19 protein-coding genes are annotated in these 19,398 nt (G+C 61.1%); 11 read left to right on the top strand and 8 right to left on the bottom strand.

Annotated elements, in window-relative coordinates:
• Positions 1–131 precede the first annotated feature (131 nt).
• Positions 132–839 (bottom strand): enoyl-CoA hydratase, encoded by a 708-nt coding sequence (locus ACEN2R_RS16435; RefSeq protein WP_442043764.1) that lies wholly within the window; start codon positions 837–839, stop codon positions 132–134.
• 57 nt (positions 840–896) lie between these two features.
• Here ACEN2R_RS16435 and ACEN2R_RS16430 point away from each other — a divergent pair, with 57 nt between their 5' ends.
• Positions 897–1,322, top strand: a complete 426-nt coding sequence (locus ACEN2R_RS16430) for a PaaI family thioesterase (protein WP_442043763.1) — start codon at positions 897–899, stop codon at positions 1,320–1,322.
• Between the two features lie 56 nt (positions 1,323–1,378).
• Here the strand turns inward: ACEN2R_RS16430 and ACEN2R_RS16425 are convergent, their stop codons facing one another.
• The gene (locus ACEN2R_RS16425; protein WP_442043762.1) at positions 1,379–1,606 is read right to left on the bottom strand and encodes a DUF1127 domain-containing protein; all 228 of its coding nucleotides are present in this window, start codon (positions 1,604–1,606) and stop codon (positions 1,379–1,381) included.
• Positions 1,607–1,692: 86 nt separating this feature from the next.
• Here ACEN2R_RS16425 and ACEN2R_RS16420 point away from each other — a divergent pair, with 86 nt between their 5' ends.
• The 4 genes from ACEN2R_RS16420 to gabT all read left to right on the top strand — a co-directional run bounded on the left by ACEN2R_RS16420 (position 1,693) and on the right by gabT (position 5,803).
• Positions 1,693–3,099 carry an aminotransferase-like domain-containing protein gene (locus ACEN2R_RS16420; RefSeq protein WP_442043761.1) on the top strand — a complete coding sequence of 469 codons (1,407 nt, stop codon included), beginning with the start codon at positions 1,693–1,695 and terminating at the stop codon, positions 3,097–3,099.
• Positions 3,100–3,258: 159 nt separating this feature from the next.
• Positions 3,259–3,720, top strand: coding sequence for a 50S ribosomal protein L13 (gene rplM, locus ACEN2R_RS16415; RefSeq protein WP_442043760.1), 462 nt, complete (start codon positions 3,259–3,261; stop codon positions 3,718–3,720).
• A gap of 2 nt (positions 3,721–3,722) precedes the next feature.
• Positions 3,723–4,214: a 30S ribosomal protein S9 gene (gene rpsI, locus ACEN2R_RS16410; protein WP_442043759.1), complete on the top strand. Its 492-nt coding sequence runs from the start codon at positions 3,723–3,725 to the stop codon at positions 4,212–4,214.
• Positions 4,215–4,528: 314 nt separating this feature from the next.
• Entirely contained in the window at positions 4,529–5,803 is a 1,275-nt protein-coding gene (gene gabT, locus ACEN2R_RS16405) for a 4-aminobutyrate--2-oxoglutarate transaminase (RefSeq protein WP_442043758.1), read from the top strand.
• A 57-nt stretch (positions 5,804–5,860) separates the two neighbouring features.
• Here the strand turns inward: gabT and ACEN2R_RS16400 are convergent, their stop codons facing one another.
• From ACEN2R_RS16400 to ACEN2R_RS16385, 4 genes are all read right to left on the bottom strand, one after another.
• The gene (locus ACEN2R_RS16400; protein ID WP_442043757.1) at positions 5,861–6,841 is read right to left on the bottom strand and encodes a quinone oxidoreductase family protein; all 981 of its coding nucleotides are present in this window, start codon (positions 6,839–6,841) and stop codon (positions 5,861–5,863) included.
• Positions 6,842–6,950: 109 nt separating this feature from the next.
• Positions 6,951–7,925: a glucokinase gene (locus ACEN2R_RS16395; protein WP_442043756.1), complete on the bottom strand. Its 975-nt coding sequence runs from the start codon at positions 7,923–7,925 to the stop codon at positions 6,951–6,953.
• 9 nt (positions 7,926–7,934) lie between these two features.
• On the bottom strand, positions 7,935–9,257 hold the full coding sequence (locus tag ACEN2R_RS16390; RefSeq protein ID WP_442043755.1) for a GH1 family beta-glucosidase: 1,323 nt from the start codon (positions 9,255–9,257) through the stop codon (positions 7,935–7,937).
• A gap of 3 nt (positions 9,258–9,260) precedes the next feature.
• Complete coding sequence (locus ACEN2R_RS16385; RefSeq protein ID WP_442043754.1) at positions 9,261–10,292, bottom strand: substrate-binding domain-containing protein; 1,032 nt, start codon at positions 10,290–10,292, stop codon at positions 9,261–9,263.
• Between the two features lie 270 nt (positions 10,293–10,562).
• Between ACEN2R_RS16385 and ACEN2R_RS16380 the strand changes: the two genes are divergently transcribed.
• From ACEN2R_RS16380 to ACEN2R_RS16355, 6 genes are all read left to right on the top strand, one after another.
• Positions 10,563–11,909, top strand: a complete 1,347-nt coding sequence (locus ACEN2R_RS16380) for an ABC transporter substrate-binding protein (protein ID WP_442043753.1) — start codon at positions 10,563–10,565, stop codon at positions 11,907–11,909.
• 105 nt (positions 11,910–12,014) lie between these two features.
• Positions 12,015–13,007 (top strand): carbohydrate ABC transporter permease, encoded by a 993-nt coding sequence (locus ACEN2R_RS16375; protein WP_442043752.1) that lies wholly within the window; start codon positions 12,015–12,017, stop codon positions 13,005–13,007.
• The gene (locus ACEN2R_RS16370; RefSeq protein WP_442043751.1) at positions 13,007–14,140 is read left to right on the top strand and encodes a carbohydrate ABC transporter permease; all 1,134 of its coding nucleotides are present in this window, start codon (positions 13,007–13,009) and stop codon (positions 14,138–14,140) included. Before ACEN2R_RS16375 ends, ACEN2R_RS16370 begins: the two co-directional genes overlap by 1 nt.
• An 8-nt stretch (positions 14,141–14,148) precedes the next feature.
• Entirely contained in the window at positions 14,149–15,795 is a 1,647-nt protein-coding gene (locus tag ACEN2R_RS16365) for an alpha-amylase family glycosyl hydrolase (protein ID WP_442043750.1), read from the top strand.
• Between the two features lie 22 nt (positions 15,796–15,817).
• Complete coding sequence (locus ACEN2R_RS16360; RefSeq protein ID WP_442043749.1) at positions 15,818–16,912, top strand: ABC transporter ATP-binding protein; 1,095 nt, start codon at positions 15,818–15,820, stop codon at positions 16,910–16,912.
• A gap of 271 nt (positions 16,913–17,183) precedes the next feature.
• Positions 17,184–17,309, top strand: coding sequence for a hypothetical protein (locus tag ACEN2R_RS16355; RefSeq protein WP_442043748.1), 126 nt, complete (start codon positions 17,184–17,186; stop codon positions 17,307–17,309).
• Between the two features lie 72 nt (positions 17,310–17,381).
• On the opposite strand, the gene ACEN2R_RS16350 is transcribed toward ACEN2R_RS16355, so the two are convergent.
• Positions 17,382–18,758, bottom strand: coding sequence for a TRAP transporter large permease (locus ACEN2R_RS16350; RefSeq protein ID WP_442043747.1), 1,377 nt, complete (start codon positions 18,756–18,758; stop codon positions 17,382–17,384).
• A complete protein-coding gene (locus tag ACEN2R_RS16345) occupies positions 18,755–19,381 on the bottom strand; it encodes a TRAP transporter small permease subunit (protein WP_442043746.1) in 627 nt (208 codons plus the stop codon). Before ACEN2R_RS16345 ends, ACEN2R_RS16350 begins: the two co-directional genes overlap by 4 nt.
• Positions 19,382–19,398 lie beyond the last annotated feature (17 nt).

The raw sequence follows: 19,398 nt of genomic DNA, 5'->3' as shown, positions 1-19,398 counted from the left end.
AACCGCCCTGAACCAATGTCTGCGAAGCGAAACGGTCCGTGCTTTATCAGACCTGACACAAAAAACCGGCAGCTAACCCATTCCGATACCCACCACAGGCTGACGCACTTACTTCATAATCGCGAAATAAGTCAAAAATCGAGGTGCCCATAAGCGGCATCCAGCGGCATCTCGACCTGGGCATAGAATGCGGCTTTGCCGATCCGTACCACAGCTCCCTGCTTGCCAGCCACGGTGCGCGCCAGCGCGTCGGTTTCCGCCTCCAGTCCGGCCAAGGGCACAGCGCGGTTGATCAGGCCCAGCTCTGCCGCGCGGGGGGCGGTGATGAACTGGCCCGTCGTCAGCATCTCGAAGGCCTGCTTGCGCGGGATATTGCGCGTCAGCGCGACCATGGGGGTCGAGCAGAACAATCCGATGTTCACGCCGTTCACGCCGAACCGGGTGTCGTCCGCCGCTATGGCAAGATCACAGGAGGCGACCAGCTGGCATCCGGCGGCGGTGGCGATGCCGTGAACCTGGGCGATGACCGGCTGAGGCAGGCGGGTGATCCCCGTCATCACGCGGGCGCAGCGGTTGAACAGGTCGGCGAAACTGGCGGTGCCACCATCATCCTGTGCCCGCCAGCGGGTCATTTCCTTCAGGTCGTGACCCGCGCAAAACGCCTTGCCCGCACCATTGATCACAACGACGCGGATGCTGTCGTCGGCGGCCAGCGCATCCAGTTGTGACTGAAGCGCGGCCAGCATTGCATCCGAAAGGGCGTTCAGATTGGCGGGGGAATTCAATGTCAGCCGTGCCACGCCTTTGTGGTCTTCGCGGATCAGGATGCGATCGGTCATCTTGCCTTCCTTCTTGTTTCACGCGAACAGTAGTCTTCTGAAAACGCGGGGGGAAGCTTGATGTTGAAAATGTCACTGGCAGAATTGCGGGCCTTTCTGGTCTGCGAATTTCCGCAGGTTTCTGATGAGTTCGAGATTGTCGATGTCGCCCCCATGGAACTGATCCTATGTCTGCGCACGGGTGATCGGCACTTGCGCCCGGGCGGCACGGTTTCAGGGCCTGCGATGTTTTCGCTGGCGGATGTGGCAATGTATCTGGCGATTTTGGCGATGATCGGGCCACAGGCCTTGGCCGTGACCACCAATTGCAGCATTGATTTCATGCGCAAGCCGGTGGCGGGGCAGGATGTGATCGCCCGCGCACGTCTGCACAAGCTGGGGCGCGTTCTGGCCGTGGGCGATGTGATGCTCTATTCCGAGGGTCAGGTGGCCCCGGTAGCGCGAGCAAGCCTGACCTATTCGATTCCCCCGTCGCGGGGGTAGATCGAAAAGGGCCGGGGGATGGACCCCGGCCAAGTGCGTTCCGGTGCGGACGGGGATCAGTCGCGCCAGAACGGGCGGGAGACCTCTGCTAAAGCCGCCCCGCGTCCGATGCCGATGTCGTCCAGCATATGATCGTCCAGCCGTGCCAGCGCCCGCCGGGTACGTCGGTTCATGTCCCATTTGGTCACGGTCACAGCAAACACCATGGCTGCGCGGGCCAGAACGGGCAGCGGGTGGCTGCGGTTCAGAATGGCGATCTGCGAGGCGTGCAGGGCATGTGACATCGGCTTTATCCTTATATTGTATTGACACAATTAGCCAAGTGAGTACAATAATATTGATACAATTTCCAACAACGGGCGTCTATAAAATGATTGTATCAGATACAATTTGGCAACCGGACTTGTCGGGTGCCGGACGGTCCAAATATGGCGCCCTTGCGCAAAGTATTCGTGACGGTATCGCCGATGGCAGCCTGCCGGTCGGGCAAAGGCTGCCCCCGGTGCGGGAACTGGCGTACCGCGTCGGTGTCACGCCGGGCACGGTCGCACGGGCCTATAGCGTGCTGGTCGACGAGCAGCTGTTGCAGGCCGAGGTCGGGCGCGGCACCTATGTTGCGGGCCACCCGCAGACCGATCCGCGACCTGATCTGCTGCCCGAGTGGTCGCCCGAGTGGTCAGATGTCGCGAATTTGCTGAGCCCGAAGATGCCCGACATGGGGCAGGGCGCGATGATCCGCGAGGGAATGGAGCGCATCGCCCGCACGGCGACGACCGAGCAATTGCTGCGGTATCCAAGCCGGGACACCGATCTTGCCGCGCGGATCGCGTTCCGCACATGGATGGACAAGGCCCCTGTTGGGCGGTTTACCGAAGAGGACGTCGTGCTGGCCCATGGCGGGCAAAGCGCGATCGTGATGATCTTGCAAACCATCCTGCGCGGGGCCGATCCTGTGGTTCTGGTCGACGCGCTGTCCTATTCGGGATTTCGCCGCGCGGCGGACCTGTGCCGTGCCCGGACCGTCGGGGTGCCTTGGGATGACGAGGGGCCCGAGCCAGAGGCCTTCGAGGCGCTGATCCGCGAGCATCAGGCGCAGGTCTTCTGCACTTCGGCAGAGGTCTGCAACCCGACCACCCTGACCACCTCTGCCGCTCGGCGGCGCAAACTGGCGCGGATCGCCCGCCAGGCGGGGGTGCATATTCTGGACGACGACTGCTATCGCAACGGGCCGCATATCGGCGAAAGCTACCGTGCTTTGCTGCCCGATCTGGGCTGGTATGTCACGTCCTTGTCGAAATCCCTGACGGCGGCGTTCCGCATCGGCTTTGCCCTGCCGCCGAATGGCTGGGGCAATGCGCTGGTGCGCACGGCGGTGTCGAACTCTTTCGGGGTGTCGCGCGGCACCACAGATCTGTTCGCGGATCTGGTCAACGATCCAAGGATGCCGCAGGTCGCGGCCAGAATCCGCGCGCGGATCAACGAGGATATCCGCATTGCCGTAAACCATCTGGGTGGCTACGAGGTGGCGTGGCGCGAAGATGTGTCGTTCCTTTGGGTGACCCTGCCGCGCGGCTGGCGTGCCGGCGAGTTCTGTCAGGCGGCAGAAACGGCAGGGGTGATCCTGAAGGCCGCCGACGAGTTTTCCCTGCGCGACGGGCGCATCACCCATGCCGTGCGGATTGCGGTGAACGGGCTGATTCCACAGGCGCAGTTCGAACAGGCGATGGCCACGGTTCGGGTGCTTTTGGATAACCCGCCCGATAAAATTACAGGGTAAATATGGGGTATTATAATACCTATTTTACAAGTCACTGAAAACGCGTGATTTAATTCGATACACTGCACTTGTTTGCGCCGTTTTACCAAGTATAACCCGGCAATCAGATTGCACGTCCGCACTGTGTGGACGTCAAACCCACCAAATAGGGTACTAAACATGAAAACCTTTTCTGCGACTCCGGCAGATATCGACAAGACATGGATCCTGATCGACGCTGAAGGCGTTGTTCTGGGCCGTCTTGCTTCGATCATCGCCATGCGCTTGCGCGGCAAGCACAAGCCGACCTTCACACCGCACATGGACATGGGCGACAACGTCATCGTGATCAACGCTGACAAAGTCCAGATGACCGGCAAAAAGCGTGACGACAAGATCTACTACCGTCACACCGGCCACCCCGGCGGCATCAAGCAAAAGACTGCACGTGAAATTCTCGAGGGCAAGTTCCCCGAGCGCGTGCTGGAAAAAGCGATCCAGCGTATGCTGCCCGGCAACAAGCTGAGCCGCGGCGTGATGACCAACCTGCGCATCTACGCAGGGGCCGAGCATCCGCATGAGGCGCAAGCGCCTGTTGTGCTGGACGTCAAATCCATGAATCCCAAGAACACGCGGAGCTGATCATGGCCGAAGAAATCAAATCTCTCGACGATCTGCAGTCTGTCGTTTCCGGCACACCTGCAATCACGACCATCTCTGCCCCCGTGCACGAGCAGGTCCGCGACGCTTTGGGCCGCTCTTATGCGACCGGCAAGCGGAAGGACGCGGTCGCCCGCGTCTGGATCAAGCCAGGCTCCGGCAAGGTTGTTGTGAACGGCAAGACGATGGCAGACTACTTTGCCCGTCCCGTTCTGCAGATGATCCTGCGTCAGCCCTTCACCGTTGCTGGCGTCGAAGGCCAGTTCGACGTCTTCGCGACGGTCAAAGGTGGCGGTCTGTCCGGTCAGGCCGGTGCAGTGAAGCACGGTGTGTCCAAGGCATTGCAGCTGTATGATCCCACTCTGCGCGCCGCCCTCAAGGCAGCAGGCTTCCTCACACGCGACAGCCGCGTTGTAGAGCGTAAGAAGTACGGTAAGGCAAAAGCGCGTAAGAGCTTCCAGTTCTCCAAGCGCTAAGTCGATTTGCAATTTTGGAAAAGGGCCTGCCATTGTGCGGGCCCTTTTTTTGTTCGGGTGGCGGGCAAGGTGAACCGCGGATCGGGCAGGGCGGCGGCGGCTTTGCGCGCGGACGCCTCCGGCGGGAGTATTTTTTCCGAGAAGAACCGACAGGGGTTTGAAACGTCCGGGCGCAAGGAGCAGGCGCGAAAATGCCCCCCTTGTTCCGTGGAATGAAGCCGCCTATGGTCACGGTGTTCTGACCCGAGATACCCGCCGTCCGGCGGATCCGTGGCGTCATAATTTCCTTTCTCTGTCTTGCCGAGGTCCTTGAAATGACAACGAATGCATCCCTGCTTGCCCGCCGCCAAAAGGCCGTTCCCCGTGGTGTTGTGACGGGGGCGCCGATCTTTCTGGATCGCGCCTTGAACGGCGAGATGTGGGATGTGGAAGGCAACCGCTATGTCGATTTTGGGTCCGGCATCGCAGTGACGAACACCGGCCACCGTCATCCCAAAATCATGGCCGCCGCCGCCGCGCAGTCCGAAAAGTTTGCCCATGTCGCGTTTCAGGTTACCGGATATGAGGGCTATGTTGAACTGGCCGAGCGCCTGAACGATCTTGCGCCGATCAATGACGCGAAGTCGATTTTCTTTACGACCGGCGCGGAAGCCACGGAAAACGCAGTGAAAATTGCGCGTGCCTATACGGGGCGACAGGCCGTTATCACCTTTACCGGTGCGTTTCATGGCCGCACCCAGCTGACCATGGCGATGACCGGCAAGGCGGTGCCCTACCGCACACGCGGCACGCCGCTGGCGGCTGGTATTTTTCACGTCCCGTTCCCGATTGCGCATCACGGCGTCACCGAAGAGGATGCGCTGCATGCGTTGCACAACGTGTTCAAGGCCGATGTCGGCCCGCAGGACGTGGCGGCGATTGTGATCGAGCCTGTGCAGGGTGAGGGCGGGTTTTATCAGACCCCCAAGGCGTTCATGACGGAGCTGCGCCGGATCTGCGATGAACACGGAATTTGTCTGGTCGCCGACGAGGTGCAAACCGGTTTTGCCCGCACCGGCAAGATCTTTGCGATCGAGCACTACGACATCGAGCCTGACCTGATCCCCGTTGCCAAGGCGCTTGGCGGCGGTTTTCCGATTTCCGGCGTGATCGGCAAGGCGCATATCATGGATGCGGCAGAGCCGGGCGGGTTGGGTGGCACCTATGCCGGCAATCCGATCGCCTGTGCGGCGGCGCTGGCGGTGCTGGATGTGATCGACGAGGAAAAGCTGTGCGAACGGGCCGATACGATTGGCGGGATAATGTTGGCGCGGATCGAGAAGTTCAAGCAATCCAACAGCTTGCGACCCATCGGTGATGTGCGCGGCCTGGGTGCCATGGTGGCCTTCGAGATGGTGAAGGAGCGCGGTGGAAACGAGCCGGACCCCGATGCGACCAAGGCAGTGACAGCCGCAGCGCTGAAGGCCGGTCTGATCCTGCTGTCCTGCGGATATTATGCCAATACGATCCGCTTGCTGGCGCCGCTGACCATCGATATGGCCCATCTGGACGAGGGTCTAGATATGTTGGAAGTGGCGTTGAAGGTCTAAACCTTTGTGATGGCAGACGAAAACGGGCGCCAGAGGTCATCTGGCGCCCGTTTTGGTTCAGATCGTCAGGATCGTGGCGCCGGTGGTCTTGCGCGCCTCGAGTGCGCGGTGCGCCTCGGCCACATCCGCAAGTGCAAAGCGTTGGTCGATCTGGATTTTCACATCGCCGGACAGAACCTTTTCAAACAGCTCTTTCGCCATCTGCTGGCAGGTCTTGTGGTTGCCGATATGGGTGAAAATCGTCGGTCGCGTGACCTGAAGCGAGCCTTTGGCGGCCAGCATGTTCAAATCGATCAGCGGTGGCTTGCCAGAGGCGGCGCCGAAGCTGATGAACATGCCAAGCGGGCGCAGCGCGTTGATCGACCCCTCGAAGGTGTCGGCGCCGACCGCGTCCATCACCACATCGACACCCTTGCCGCCGGTGATGTCCTTGACGCGGGACGCGAAATCCTCGGTGCGGTAGTTGATGACATGGGCGGCGCCGTTTGCCTTGGCCAGCGCGCATTTTTCGTCAGAACCCGCCGTGCCGATCAGGGTGATCCCCTCTGACTGGGCCCATTGGCAGGCAATCAGGCCGACGCCACCGGCTGCGGCGTGGAACAGAACGGTAGAGCCTTTGGGGATCGGCAGCGTCCGGCGGAACAGATACTGCACGGTCATGCCTTTCAGCATCATCGCGGCGCCGTCCTCGAAGGAAATCGCGTCGGGCAAGGGGCAGACCTGAGCTGCGGGCATCACGCGCGCCTCGGAATAGGAGCCGGGGGGCTGGCTGGCATAGGCGGCACGGTCGCCGACCTTCAGATGCGTGACGCCGTCGCCCACCGCCTCGATCACGCCTGCGGCCTCCATCCCCATGGGGCTGGGCAGGGGCAGCGCATAAACGCCGGAGCGTTGGTAGACGTCGATGAAGTTCAGCCCGCTGGCATGGTGGCGGATGCGGATCTGGCCCGGTCCCGGTTCGCCCAGCGGCAGGTCGACGAGTTTCAGGGCCTCAGGGCCGCCGAAGGCCTCGATGATCACGGTTTTTGCGGTTGTCATAGGTGTCCTCCCAAAGATGCGAGGACTGTAGCGCGGTTGCGCCCGGTGACCAGTGGATTGTGCGGGACGGAATCGTTGGATCGAGTATTTCGGGAACAAAGTAGCGGGTCTAGGCCGACAGGGCCACCAAATGCGTAGCGCAGCCGGTCAGCGCGGCATAGTCGTCCTCGATCACGGTGACGGGAAAGTTCTGCATGAAGCCCGCGAACCGGCCCTTGTCGCGGAACGCCTCGGCAAAGCCGAAGGTTTGCAGATGCGGCGCAAAGGCGCGGGTCACGCCGCCCACAAGGAACACCCCGCCGAAGGGCAGGAAATTAAGCGAGAGGTTGCCCGCGACGGTGCCAAGGATACGCACGAACAATTGCGCGGCCTGCGTTGCGCGTGGATCGGTGCCGTTGGTCAGGGCGGTCATGATGTCGGCGGCGGCAACTTCGGTCGGGTCGTTCGCCTCGGCGCCAAGGAAGGCGTAGACGCGTTCCAGACCGCGGCCCGACAGGACATCCTCGACGGCGGGGAAGCCATGGGCGGTTTCGACGAATTTGCACAGGCGCAGTTCCGCCTCGGTGCGGATCGGCAGGTTGGCGTGGCCGCATTCGGCGGGGGTTACAAGACGGCCGGCGGCGGTTTCGAACACGGGTGCCGCGTTGAATCCGGTGCCGACGCCGATCACAAGTTTCGCCGCCGATGGTCCGGCATCGGGGCCGGTCACGATCGGGCGCAGGACGCTGTCGTCCAGATGGCCAAGGGCATGGCCCTGCGCCTGAAGGTCGTTCAGGATTGCGACGGTTTCCGCGCCGGTGGCGCGCGCCAGCGTTGCCTTGTCCATTGCCCAGTCCAGATTGGTCATGATGCCGACGCCGTCGCGCACAGGGCCCGCGACCGCGACACAGGCACCGGCGCAATCGACGCCGCCTTCCTCTGCGATATAGGTGCGCAGGACGGTTTCAAGGCCGGGGTATTTGGCGTTGGAATAGCGGCGGATGCTGTCGGGCAGCAGGCGCACGCCCTCGGCCAGCGCGACGCGGGTATTTGTGCCGCCGATATCGGCAACAAGCGACAGACGGTTGGTGGGGCGGGTCGTCATAAGGCGTCCTTATCTTTGCAGCGCCAGCTTTAATGCCTCATAGGATGCTTTCGGGGTCCGCTGCAAGGTTTCGAAGTCTATATACACGAGGCCGAAGCGTTTCTCGTAGCCAAGCGACCATTCGTAGTTGTCCAGCAGCGACCATGCGAAATAGCCCTTGAGCGGGACGCCCTCGTCAATTGCGCGACGGCAGGCCGCCAGATGGGCGTCAAGATAGGCGATGCGGGGTTGGTCGTTGACCTGACCGTTGACCATGGGGTCGTCGTTGGCCATGCCGTTTTCGGTGACATAGATCGGCAGGCCACGGGTGTAGTCGCGGTTCACCCGTGTCAGGAAATGGTGCAGCCCGTCGGGGTAAATCTCCCATCCCATCTGCGTTTTGGGCAGGGGGCCGGGGCACTCTGCCAGGGCTGGCCAGGGGGTATCCGCCGGGCCGATCAGTTTGCGTGTGTAGTAGTTGATGCCAACCCAGTCGACAGGGGTGCCGATGGTGTCGAAATCATCCTGCCAGCCCTTTGGCATATGGGGGGCCAGGCCCGCCATCACGTCCTCGGGGTAGGATTTATCGAAGATGCCCGACAGGAAGAACCGGTTGTAGATCCCATCATACAGCGTCGCGGCCTGTTTCGCTTCGGGGGTGTCGTCGGCGGGTTGGCTGTATTCAAAATTGCAGACCGCGCCAAGGTTCGACATGCCCAGCCCGCGCATCCGCTCGATCGCGGTGCCATGCGCCAGCAGGACGTGGTGCATCGCGTGGGCCGCGGCGCGGATGTCGCGCAGGCCGGGGGCGTGGTGGCCCATGAAATGCGACAGCCACGCGACGCACCAGGGTTCGTTGATCGGTGCCGCGCTGAACAGGCGGTCGCCGATGCGGCCCATGATAACTTCGGTGAAATCCCCGAACCATCCGGCAATGTCGCGGTTACGCCAGCCGCCAAGGTCGGCCAGTGGCGAGGGCAGTTCCCAATGATAGAGCGTGGCGCAGGGTTTCAGGCCGCGTTCCAGCTGCGCATCCACAAGGCGGTCGTAGAAATCGAGCCCCTGCTGGTTCACCGCGCCGCGCCCCTCTGGCATGACCCGCGCCCAGGACGTGGAAAAGCGGTAGCAGTCGAAATTCCCGTCCTTCAGCAGGTCCAGATCCTGCGCGTAGCGGTGGTAATGGTCGCAGGCCAGATCACCGTTTTCGGCGCGCACCACATTGCCGGGGGTCGCCGCGAAATCGTCCCAATGGGTGCGCCCCGCGCCGCCGAACTTGTGCCCTTCGATCTGGTAGCTGGATGTGGCTGCCCCGAACAGGAAACCCTCTGGGAAATCTTTTCGCGTAAAATTCATGGCTTAGCCTTTTTTGCGGACGGGGCCGGTCGACAGGCCGACGGTCAGTTCTGCCTCCATCAGCTCGTGCTGGAACGGAAGGTCGGGATCGGCGATCTTGCGCAGCAGCATCTCGGCGGCGCGGCGGCCCGCCTCGCGCACCGAGGACCGCGTCGCGGTAAAGATCGGCACGTCGTCGCCATTGCGCAGGTAGGACAGTTCGTCGTCATGGGTGATCACCGAAATGTCGCGGCCCATTTTCATCCCCAGATCCTCGATCGCGCGGCGCACGCCGATGGCGGTGATGATCGACGATGTCAGAAACGCGGTGGGCGCATCGGGCATCGCCAGCATCGTGCGGACAGAGTTGTAGCCGTAGGTTTCGGTCATCTCGTCGCTGCGCATCAGGGCAGGGTCCGGGGCAATTCCCCGTTCGGTCAGGGCGCGGACATAGCCTTCGCGGCGGCGAAAGGCGAAATCCATCACCTCCAGGCCGTTGATCAGCGCGATGCGGCGGTGCCCGAGGTCCAGAAGGAAATTCGTGGCGCGCTCGAACGCCCTGCGGTTGTTGACGTCCAGCCAGGAATAATCGTCGACCTCTGTCGAGGCGCGGCCATGCACGACGAAGGGCAGGCCGATTTCCCTGAGCAGTTTTATCCTTGGGTCGCCCGCGCGCGGGGCATGGACGATAATCCCGTCCACGGCGCCCTTGGCGCTGAATTCCCGGTAGATCCGGTCCTCGTCCGCGTCTTGCACCACCGAAAGCAGCATGTCGTAGGACTTGCGCGAATAGGCCTCTCCGGCACCGGCAATGAAATCGGCGAATACAGGGTTTACGATCTCGTGCTTGGTTGAAATCGGGATGATATGCCCGATGGCCATAGAGCGGCCCGTGGCAAGCCCCTTGGCGCGAGTGTTCGGGCGATAGTCATGCTGCTGCGCGGCACGCTCGACCCGCAGGCGCGTTGCCTCGTTGACTTCGGGATAGCCGTTCAAAGCACGCGAAACCGTGGTTTGGGATAATCCGAGAATCCGTGCGAGTTCCTTGAGATTCATGGGGGTTAGCTGTTCCAAAGCGCTTTCAATTTTTGGGAACCTTAGCGGGGCTTGGCGTCGGCGTCAAAACGGAAATTCGACAGGTGTGAATTGCTGCAATTGCGAAATTGCCCATAAAAACCGGTATGTGCTGTCAGGACTGTTGACAGAATTCCGGATATGAACGAGTTTCGAAGCATCCAAAGCGCTTTGGAACTGATTCCAGATTGTGTTCAGATGGCGCCGGATTGAGGACTGCGTAATAAAACGTGGATTACTGGGAGGACGACAATGAAACATGTACTGTATGCCGGTGTGGCAGCAGTTGCCCTGACCGCAGGTGCCGCGAATGCCGAAATGGTTTTTGCGCCGGGCGAGGGTGCATTCAACTGGGCCAGTTATGAGGCCCTGAAATCAATGGACCTGAAGGGCGAAACGATCAGCGTCTTCGGTCCCTGGCTGGGTCCGGACAAGGAACTTGTCGAAAGCGTGGTGGCCTATTTCGAGGAGGCAACCGGTGCCGACGTGCAGTATTCCGGCTCTGACAGTTTCGAGCAGCAGATCGTCATCGACACAGAGGCAGGCAGTCCGCCGAACGTCGCCGTCTTCCCGCAGCCCGGCCTGTTGAAGGATCTGGCATCCAAGGGTCTGATCGCGCCGCTGACCGCCGACGATGCCGCCTGGATCAAGGAAAATTATGCCGCCGGTCAATCCTGGGTTGATCTGGGCAGCGGCAAGGACAAGGCCGGCAATGACCAGTTGTTCGGCATGTTCTACAAGGTCGATGTAAAGTCGCTTGTGTGGTATTCGCCCGACAACTTTGCCGACGCAGGCTACGAGGTTCCGGCCTCGATGGAAGATCTGCTGGCACTGACGGACCAGATTGTTGCCGATGGCGGCACGCCTTGGTGTATCGGTCTGGGGTCCGGTGGCGCAACCGGCTGGCCCGCGACCGACTGGGTCGAGGACATGATGCTGCGCACACAGCCGCCTGCCATCTATGATCAGTGGGTCGCCAACACGATCCCGTTCAACGATCCTGCCGTTGTCGGTGCCATCGAAGAATTCGGGACTTTTGCCAAGACCGAGGCCTATGTGGCCGGTGGTGTCGGCGCCGTTGCCTCGACCGATTTCCGCGACAGCCCCAAGGGCCTGTTCTCGTCGCCGCCGCAGTGCTTCATGCACAAGCAGGCATCGTTCATTCCGGCGTTCTTTCCCGAAGGCACCGTTGTCGGTGAGGACGCCGATTTCTTTTACTTCCCGTCCTATGCGAACAAGGACCTGGGCAAGCCGGTTCTGGGGGCCGGCACGGTCTGGGGCATCACCAAGGACAGCAAGGGCACCCGTGCCTTCATGGAGTTCCTGAAGTCGCCGATCGCGCATGAGATCTGGATGGCGCAAAAGGGCTTTCTGACCCCGCACAAGGGCGTCAATGTTGACCTCTATGGCGACGACACCCTGAAAAAGATGGGCGGCATTTTGCTGAACGCAGATACCTTCCGCTTTGACGGGTCCGACCTGATGCCCGGCCCGATCGGTGCCGGTGTGTTCTGGACCGGCATGGTCGATTACGTCGGTGGCAAGTCCGCCGTAGAGGTCACAACCTCGATCCAGTCCACATGGGACTCGATCAAGTAAGGGATGTCCACTCACGGACCGCAACCCTGTCTGGCGCAGAGTATCGCGCCGGACAGACATTGCCCTTACGTAAGAACGGGCCGCTGACGCAGGGGGGATGACTGCATGGAACAGCTTTTCTGGGCTTTCTTTACAATGGTGACCGGCGTCTTCGGATGCGTCGCCTATTTCTTTTTCTCGAACCTCGCGCTCGATCGCGCCTGTCCCGCCCGTGGCCCCAATGCGGGCCGCAACATCAACCGCGCCAATGCGATACGGCCCTGGTTGTTCCTGTTTCCGGCGATCTTCGTTCTGGGCGTGTATCTGATCTATCCCGTGATCAATTCCGTCTGGCTGTCGCTGAACGATGCGCGCACAGAGAATTTCGTCGGGCTGGACAACTGGAAATGGCTTGTCGGTGACGAGAAGTTCCTTGAATCCATGCGCAACAACCTGTTCTGGCTGGTTGTCGTGCCCGCGCTTTCGACCTTTTTCGGGTTGATCGCCGCCGCACTGACCGACCGGATCAAATGGGGCAATCTGGCCAAATCCCTGATCTTCATGCCGATGGCGATTTCGTTCATCGGTGCCTCTGTCATCTGGAAATTCGTCTATGATTACCGGGGCGAGGGGATGGAGCAGATCGGGGTGTTGAACGCGATAATCGTGGCGATGGGCGGCACGCCGCAGGCCTGGATCACGGTGCCGTTCTGGAACAACTTTTTCCTGATGCTGATCCTTGTGTGGATCCAGACAGGCTTTGCCATGGTGATCCTGTCTGCCGCCTTGCGCGGGATTTCCGAGGAAACCATCGAGGCCGCCATTCTGGACGGGGCCTCGCCGCTACAGATTTTCTGGAAAATCAAGATCCCGCAGATCTGGGGCACCATCGCCGTGGTCTGGACGACCATCACGATTCTGGTGCTGAAGGTGTTCGACATCGTGCTGGCCATGACCAACGGCCAGTGGGGCAGTCAGGTTCTGGCGAACCTGATGTTCGACTGGATGTTCCGCGGCGGCGACTTTGGCCGGGCGTCGACCATCGCGCTGGTGATCATGCTGCTGGTGACGCCGATCATGGTCTGGAACATTCGCAACGCCCGCAAGGAGATGCAATAATGGATAACATTGCCGGAACCAAATCCAGCCTGACCTGGACCGTCAATATCTGCGCCTTCCTTCTGGTGCTGTTGTGGACCCTGCCGACCATCGGCCTTCTGGTGTCGTCGTTCCGCGACCGCGACCAGATTTCCGCGTCGGGCTGGTGGACAGCGCTAAGCGCGTCGGAACGCAACATCACCTACCGCGCCGACGGCGGCGACAAGGCCGTGCCCGAGGGCGATCAATTCGTGATCAGCGGCAATGTCTTTGACGGCGGCGCAGGCGAGGTGACGACCTTCTGGATCACCTCGAACAACCCCGAGTATTTCGCGCCCGGTGCCGTGGTGACAGACAAGGCGACCGAGATCACCGTTATGGCCAACGGTGATTACCGCATCGCGCAGGCGGAACCGTTCAGCGGCACGCGCGGGATGCGCCTGTTCGTCACCTCGGTGACGCCGCCGAAGTTCACGCTGGACAACTATAAGACGGTGCTGTTTTCCGAAGGGATCGGCAAGTCGTTCATCAATACGATGACGGTGACCATTCCTGCCACGGTGATCCCGATTTTGATCGCAGCCTTTGCCGCCTACGCGTTGGCCTGGATGGAATTTCCGGGTCGTGCATTGCTGATCGCCATCGTCGTCGGGTTGCTGGTGGTGCCGCTGCAAATGGCGCTTATCCCCTTGCTTAAGCTGCATAATTCCATCGGGATCGGCAAGGCCTATCTGGGGATATGGCTGGCGCATACCGGATTTGGCCTGCCGCTGGCCATTTACCTTTTGCGCAACTACATCGCGGGTCTCCCGCGTGAGATTATCGAAAGCGCGCGGGTCGATGGTGCCACGGATTTCGACATTTTCCGGCGCATCGTCCTGCCGCTGTCCTTTCCGGCGCTGGCCTCTTTCGCGATTTTCCAGTTCCTTTGGGTCTGGAACGATCTGCTGGTCGCGACCGTGTTCCTTGGCAATAACGAGGAACAACTGGTGATGACGGGCCGTCTGCGCGAACTTCTGGGCAGCCGTGGGGGCGATTGGGAAATCCTTGCCGCCTCTGCCTTCGTGTCGATCGCGGTGCCTTTGCTGGTGTTCTTCTCGATGCAAAGATTTCTGGTGCGCGGCCTGCTGGCTGGCTCCGTCAAAGGTGGATAACAGATAGAATGACCGAAATGAGCAATACTTCGAACAGGACACAGGCAACCGACCCGGATTGGTGGCGCGGTGCCGTGATCTACCAGATCTATCCGCGCAGCTATCAGGACAGTGATGGCGACGGCATCGGCGATCTTGCGGGCATCGTGCGTCGCATGCCCTATATCGCCAGCCTTGGCGTCGATGCGGTCTGGATATCGCCGTTCTTCACCTCGCCGATGAAGGACTTCGGCTATGACGTCTCTGACTACTGCGACGTCGACCCGATGTTCGGCACGCTGGCTGATTTCGATGCGGTGATCGACACGGCGCACACACTGGGCGTCAAGGTGATGATCGACCTTGTGCTGTCCCATACCGCCGACGCGCACCCGTGGTTCAAAGCCTCGCGGAAGGACCGCACAAACGACAAGGCCGACTGGTATGTCTGGGCCGACCCGAAACCCGACGGCACGCCGCCGAACAACTGGTTGTCGATCTTTGGCGGCTCTGCCTGGCAGTGGGACGGCGGGCGGATGCAGTATTACCTGCACAACTTCCTTGTGTCGCAGCCCGACCTGAATTTCCACAATAAAGACGTTCAGAACGCGCTGCTGGATGTCGCGCGGTTCTGGCTGGAACGGGGGGTGGACGGGTTCCGCCTTGATACGATCAACTTCTACTTTGCCGACAAGCAGCTGCGCGACAATCCGGCCTTGCCGGTCGAGTTGCGCAACGACGACACAGCACCTGCGGTGAATCCCTACAACTGGCAGGATCACATCCACTCGAAGAGCCAGCCGGAAAACCTTGAATTCCTTCGAAAATTGCGTGCCGTGATGAAGCCCTACAACGCCGCCGCCGTGGGCGAGGTGGGCGACGCACAGCGCGGGCTGGAGATTCTGGGGCAGTATACCGCCGGCGATGACCTGATGAACATGTGCTACGCCTTTGAATTCCTTGCCAAAGACCGCCTGACCGCGCCGCGCGTGGCCGAGGTGATGCAACGGCTGGACAGCGCTGCCCCCGATGGCTGGGCGTGCTGGGCGTTTTCAAACCACGACGTGGTGCGTCACACCAGCCGCTGGACCCTATCGGATGCCGCACACCGCCTGTTCACGACGCTGATGATGTGTCTGCGCGGATCGGTCTGCATCTATCAGGGCGAAGAGCTGGGCCTGCCCGAGGCCGACGTCGCCTATGCCGACCTGCAAGACCCCTATGGCATCCAGTTCTGGCCGGAATTCAAGGGCCGCGACGGTTGCCGCACGCCAATGGTCTGGGAGCCGTCGAACAGCACGGGCGGCTTTACCACCGGCACGCCGTGGCTGCCCGTGGCCGCAGCACATCTGCCTTTGGCGGTCGCGAAACAAGAGGGCGACGCGAACGCGCTTCTGGCGCATTATCGTCACGCCATCGCCCTGCGCCACGCGCATCCCGCGCTGGTCAAGGGGGCGCACAGCGGCATGCTGGCGCAAGGATCGGTGGTGTCTTTTACCCGCGAGACCGCGTCCGAGATGATTTTCTGCGCCTTCAACCTGTCGGACACGCCCGCGCAGGTCACGTTGCCCGCAGGCATCTGGCGGGCAATCGGGCAAGAGTTGAACACAGCGGATTTATCCGCAGGCAAAGCAGATCTGGCCGCATGGCAGGCCTGTATTGCATTGAAATCATAAGACATACGAAAAGGGGCAGGACATGGCTGATCTTAAACTGACCAACGTCGCCAAGACCTATGGCGGCAGTGTCGAGGTACTGAAGAACATCAACCTCGACATCAAGCAGGGCGAGTTGATCGTCTTTGTCGGCCCCTCGGGGTGCGGCAAGTCCACGCTGTTGCGGATGATTGCCGGGCTGGAACGGATCAGCGGCGGCGAGTTGCAGATCGACGGGCAGGTTGTCAACGATGTCCCCCCGTCAGAGCGTGGGATCGCGATGGTGTTCCAGTCCTACGCGCTTTACCCGCATATGACCGTGCGCGACAACATGGCCTTCGCCCTGCGGATCGCCAAGAAATCCGAACCCGAGATCAAGCAAGCGGTCGAGGCGGCGGCGGCCAAGCTGCAACTGACCGACTACCTTGACCGCCTGCCAAAGGCCCTGTCCGGTGGTCAGCGCCAGCGCGTTGCCATCGGCCGCGCGATTGTGCGCGACCCAAAGGTATATCTGTTCGACGAGCCGCTCTCGAACCTCGACGCAGCCCTGCGCGTCGCGACCCGGATCGAGATCGCGCAGTTGAAAGAGGCGATGCCGGACTCGACGATGATCTACGTGACCCACGATCAGGTCGAGGCGATGACATTGGCGACGCGGATCGTGGTTCTGGCGAACAAGGGTATCGCGCAGGTCGGAACCCCGCTGGAGCTTTACGAGGCCCCGGAAAACGAGTTTGTCGCGCAATTCATCGGCTCTCCGGCGATGAACCTTCTGGCAGGCGAGGTGACGGGAACGGGTAAGACCACGACCGTCACCCTTGCGGGCGGCGGCACGGCGGTCTCTTCAATCCCGACCACAGCGGCAGACAAGGGCATGAAGGTCAATATCGGCGTCCGGCCAGAGGATCTGGTGCGGGCACAGGGCGATGCCTTTTTGTTCGAAGGCAAGGTCAACATCACAGAAGCTCTGGGCGAGGTCACGCTGTTGTATTTCCACGCCCAGGGCGCAGATCAGGGCGTGATCGGAAAATTGCCCGGCATTCACACCGGATTGCGGGGAACGACCGTGCCCATGACCGCAGACCCCGCCAAGGTGCAGATCTTCCACAAGGGCCAATCCCTGCGGTATCGCGACTGATACGGCGCGTAATGAGTATTTTAAGAACAAAGTAGCCCCTCTTGTTGGCAAAAATATCCGCGCCGCAGGCAAGCCTGAGCTCCCGCCCTTGCGGGGGCGAGGCATGGCATCGCGCGGCATCTATTTTACGCTAGGGGGGATGACAGCGGGGGTGTATCATCCCCATGTCTGAAACAGGCCGCGCGCACGGGTCGATCATCGACCAGCGCCATTCCGCATCGCGGCCTGCCTGTCAGAACAGGGACACCCCGGCGGAACTGGAATGTATATCATGGCCAAAGGTCAAATACGCGGCAACAAAGAAACCAAGAAGCCGAAGAAGGAAAAGGTCAAAGTGACCGCAGCACAGCCCCAGCGCCTGAACATCGGCGAGGCACCGGCCAAATCGAAAAAGTAGCAGGATGCTGTGCTTTGAACCGGAAAAGGCCCCGCTGTGACGCGGGGCCTTTTTGCGGTCTGCCAAGTGGGGTCAAAGAAAGCTGGGCAGCCAGAGCACGATACCGGGGAAGGCGATCAGCACACCCACGGTCACCACATCCGCGATGAAGAACGGCGAGGCACCGCGAAACACATCCTGCGCGGAAATATCCGGGCGCACGCCCGCCACCACAAAGCAGTTCAGCCCGATGGGCGGGGTGATCAGGCAAAGTTCGGCCATTTTCACCACGATTATCCCGAACCAGACGCCGCATTCCTCGCCCGACATGCCCAGTGTGCTGGCCTCGCGGGTGACATCAAGCCCCCCGTTCAGCGCGATCACCGCCGGAAAGGTCACCGGCAGGGTCAGGATCAGCATGCCGATCGCATCCATGAACATCCCCAGCACCACATAGACGCCCAGAATGATCAGCAGCGTCACGATGGCAGGCTGCTCCAGCCCGGTAATGAAGGCGGCAAAGGTATTCGGCAGATCGGCAAAGCCCAGATAGCGCACAAAGATCAACACGCCCCAGATCATGGTGAAGATCATCGCGGTCAGCTTGGCGCTTTCGATCAGCGCGCCGGACAGATCCTTCCAGCGCATGCCTTTGTAGATCGCCATGCACAGCACCACAAAGGCGCCCAGCGCGCCTGCCTCGGTGGGGGTGCCCCAGCCGCCGTAGATGCAATACATGATGATCGCCACGACGAAAAAGATCGGCATCGCGGGGGGAAGCGAGGCAAACCGCTCGGTCCAGGTGAAACCGGTGACGGGCGGGCCCAGCTTCGGGTTCCGCTTTGCCATGCCCATGATCATCACCGCATAGATCAGCGCAGATACGGCACCGGGCAGGAATCCGGCCATCAGCAGTTTCCCGACAGAGCTTTCGGTGATGATCGCATAGATCACCAGAATGGCAGAGGGCGGGATCAAAGAGGCCAGCGTGCCACCCGCCGCCACAACCCCCGCCGCGAACCGCTTGTCGTAGCCAAGCGCCAGCATTTCGGGGATAGCGATGCGGGCAAAAACCGCAGAGGTGGCGACAGAGGCACCAGACACGGCGGCAAACCCCGCGGTGGCGAACACCGTGGCCACGCCCATGCCGCCCGGCAACCAACCGACCCAGCGTTTTGCCGCCTCGAAGATTGCCTTGGTCAGGCCCGCAAAATAGGCAAGATAGCCGATCAGGATGAAGACCGGAATCAACCCCAGAACATGGCTGGCGGTTTTGGAATGCGGGATCTGCCCGGACAGCTTCAGCGTCACGGTGATCGCGCGCACCGGGTCCATGCCCTTGTCCATCGTGTAGAACAGGAACATTCCGGTGATGCCGATCGCAGCCGTCGCAAAGGCCACGCGCACCCCGATCACGACCAGCACAATCAGCACACCGGATAGCAGCATTGCAATTTCGATTGTGGTCATCGGGTCATCTCCTCATCGCGGGAGGACACGGTTCGGGCCTCGTTCAGGGCTTGGGTCGCGGCGTCCTCGATCATCGGGACGGCGACGGGGAAGTCTTCGCCGGTGCGCATCGCCCGCAGATATCCCCAAAGTTGCAGCACCAGCCGCGCGATCAGAAAGCAGAACATCACCGGCACGACAGTTTTCACCGGCCATGTGTGCAGCCCCAGATCATCGGTGGTGTCGCCCAGCCTGTAGGCGCGCATCGCGTGATCCGTCGCGCCGTAAAGCAGCGCCAGCGACAGGATCAGCATCACCAGAATGCCGATCACCTCTGCCAGCCACAGACGGCGCCCCTTCAGCTTGCCCGCCACAAGGTCCATGCGGATGTGCCCGCCAAGGCGTTGGCAATAGGACAGACCCATGAAGGCCATGACCGGCACGATCTGCTGCATCAGCGCGACGTAACCCGGCACCGGAATATTGAACAGCTTGCGCCCAAGGATATTGGCGACCGAGATCAGCATCGCGGCCATAATCGCCATGCCACCCAGAAGGGTCAGTTTGGTTTCGATATAGAACAACGCCCGGTCGGCACGGCTAAGCCAAGTGCCGTCCTCGCGCACGTTATGTGCAGAAGACATCTGTGGGAACCCCGCCC

The sequence above is a fragment of the Pseudogemmobacter sp. W21_MBD1_M6 genome (assembly GCF_052119585.1).
Taxonomy (GTDB): domain Bacteria; phylum Pseudomonadota; class Alphaproteobacteria; order Rhodobacterales; family Rhodobacteraceae; genus JBGQOJ01.
Note: the sequence above shows the minus strand (reverse complement) of the source record. Positions and strands in the feature narration are given on the sequence as shown.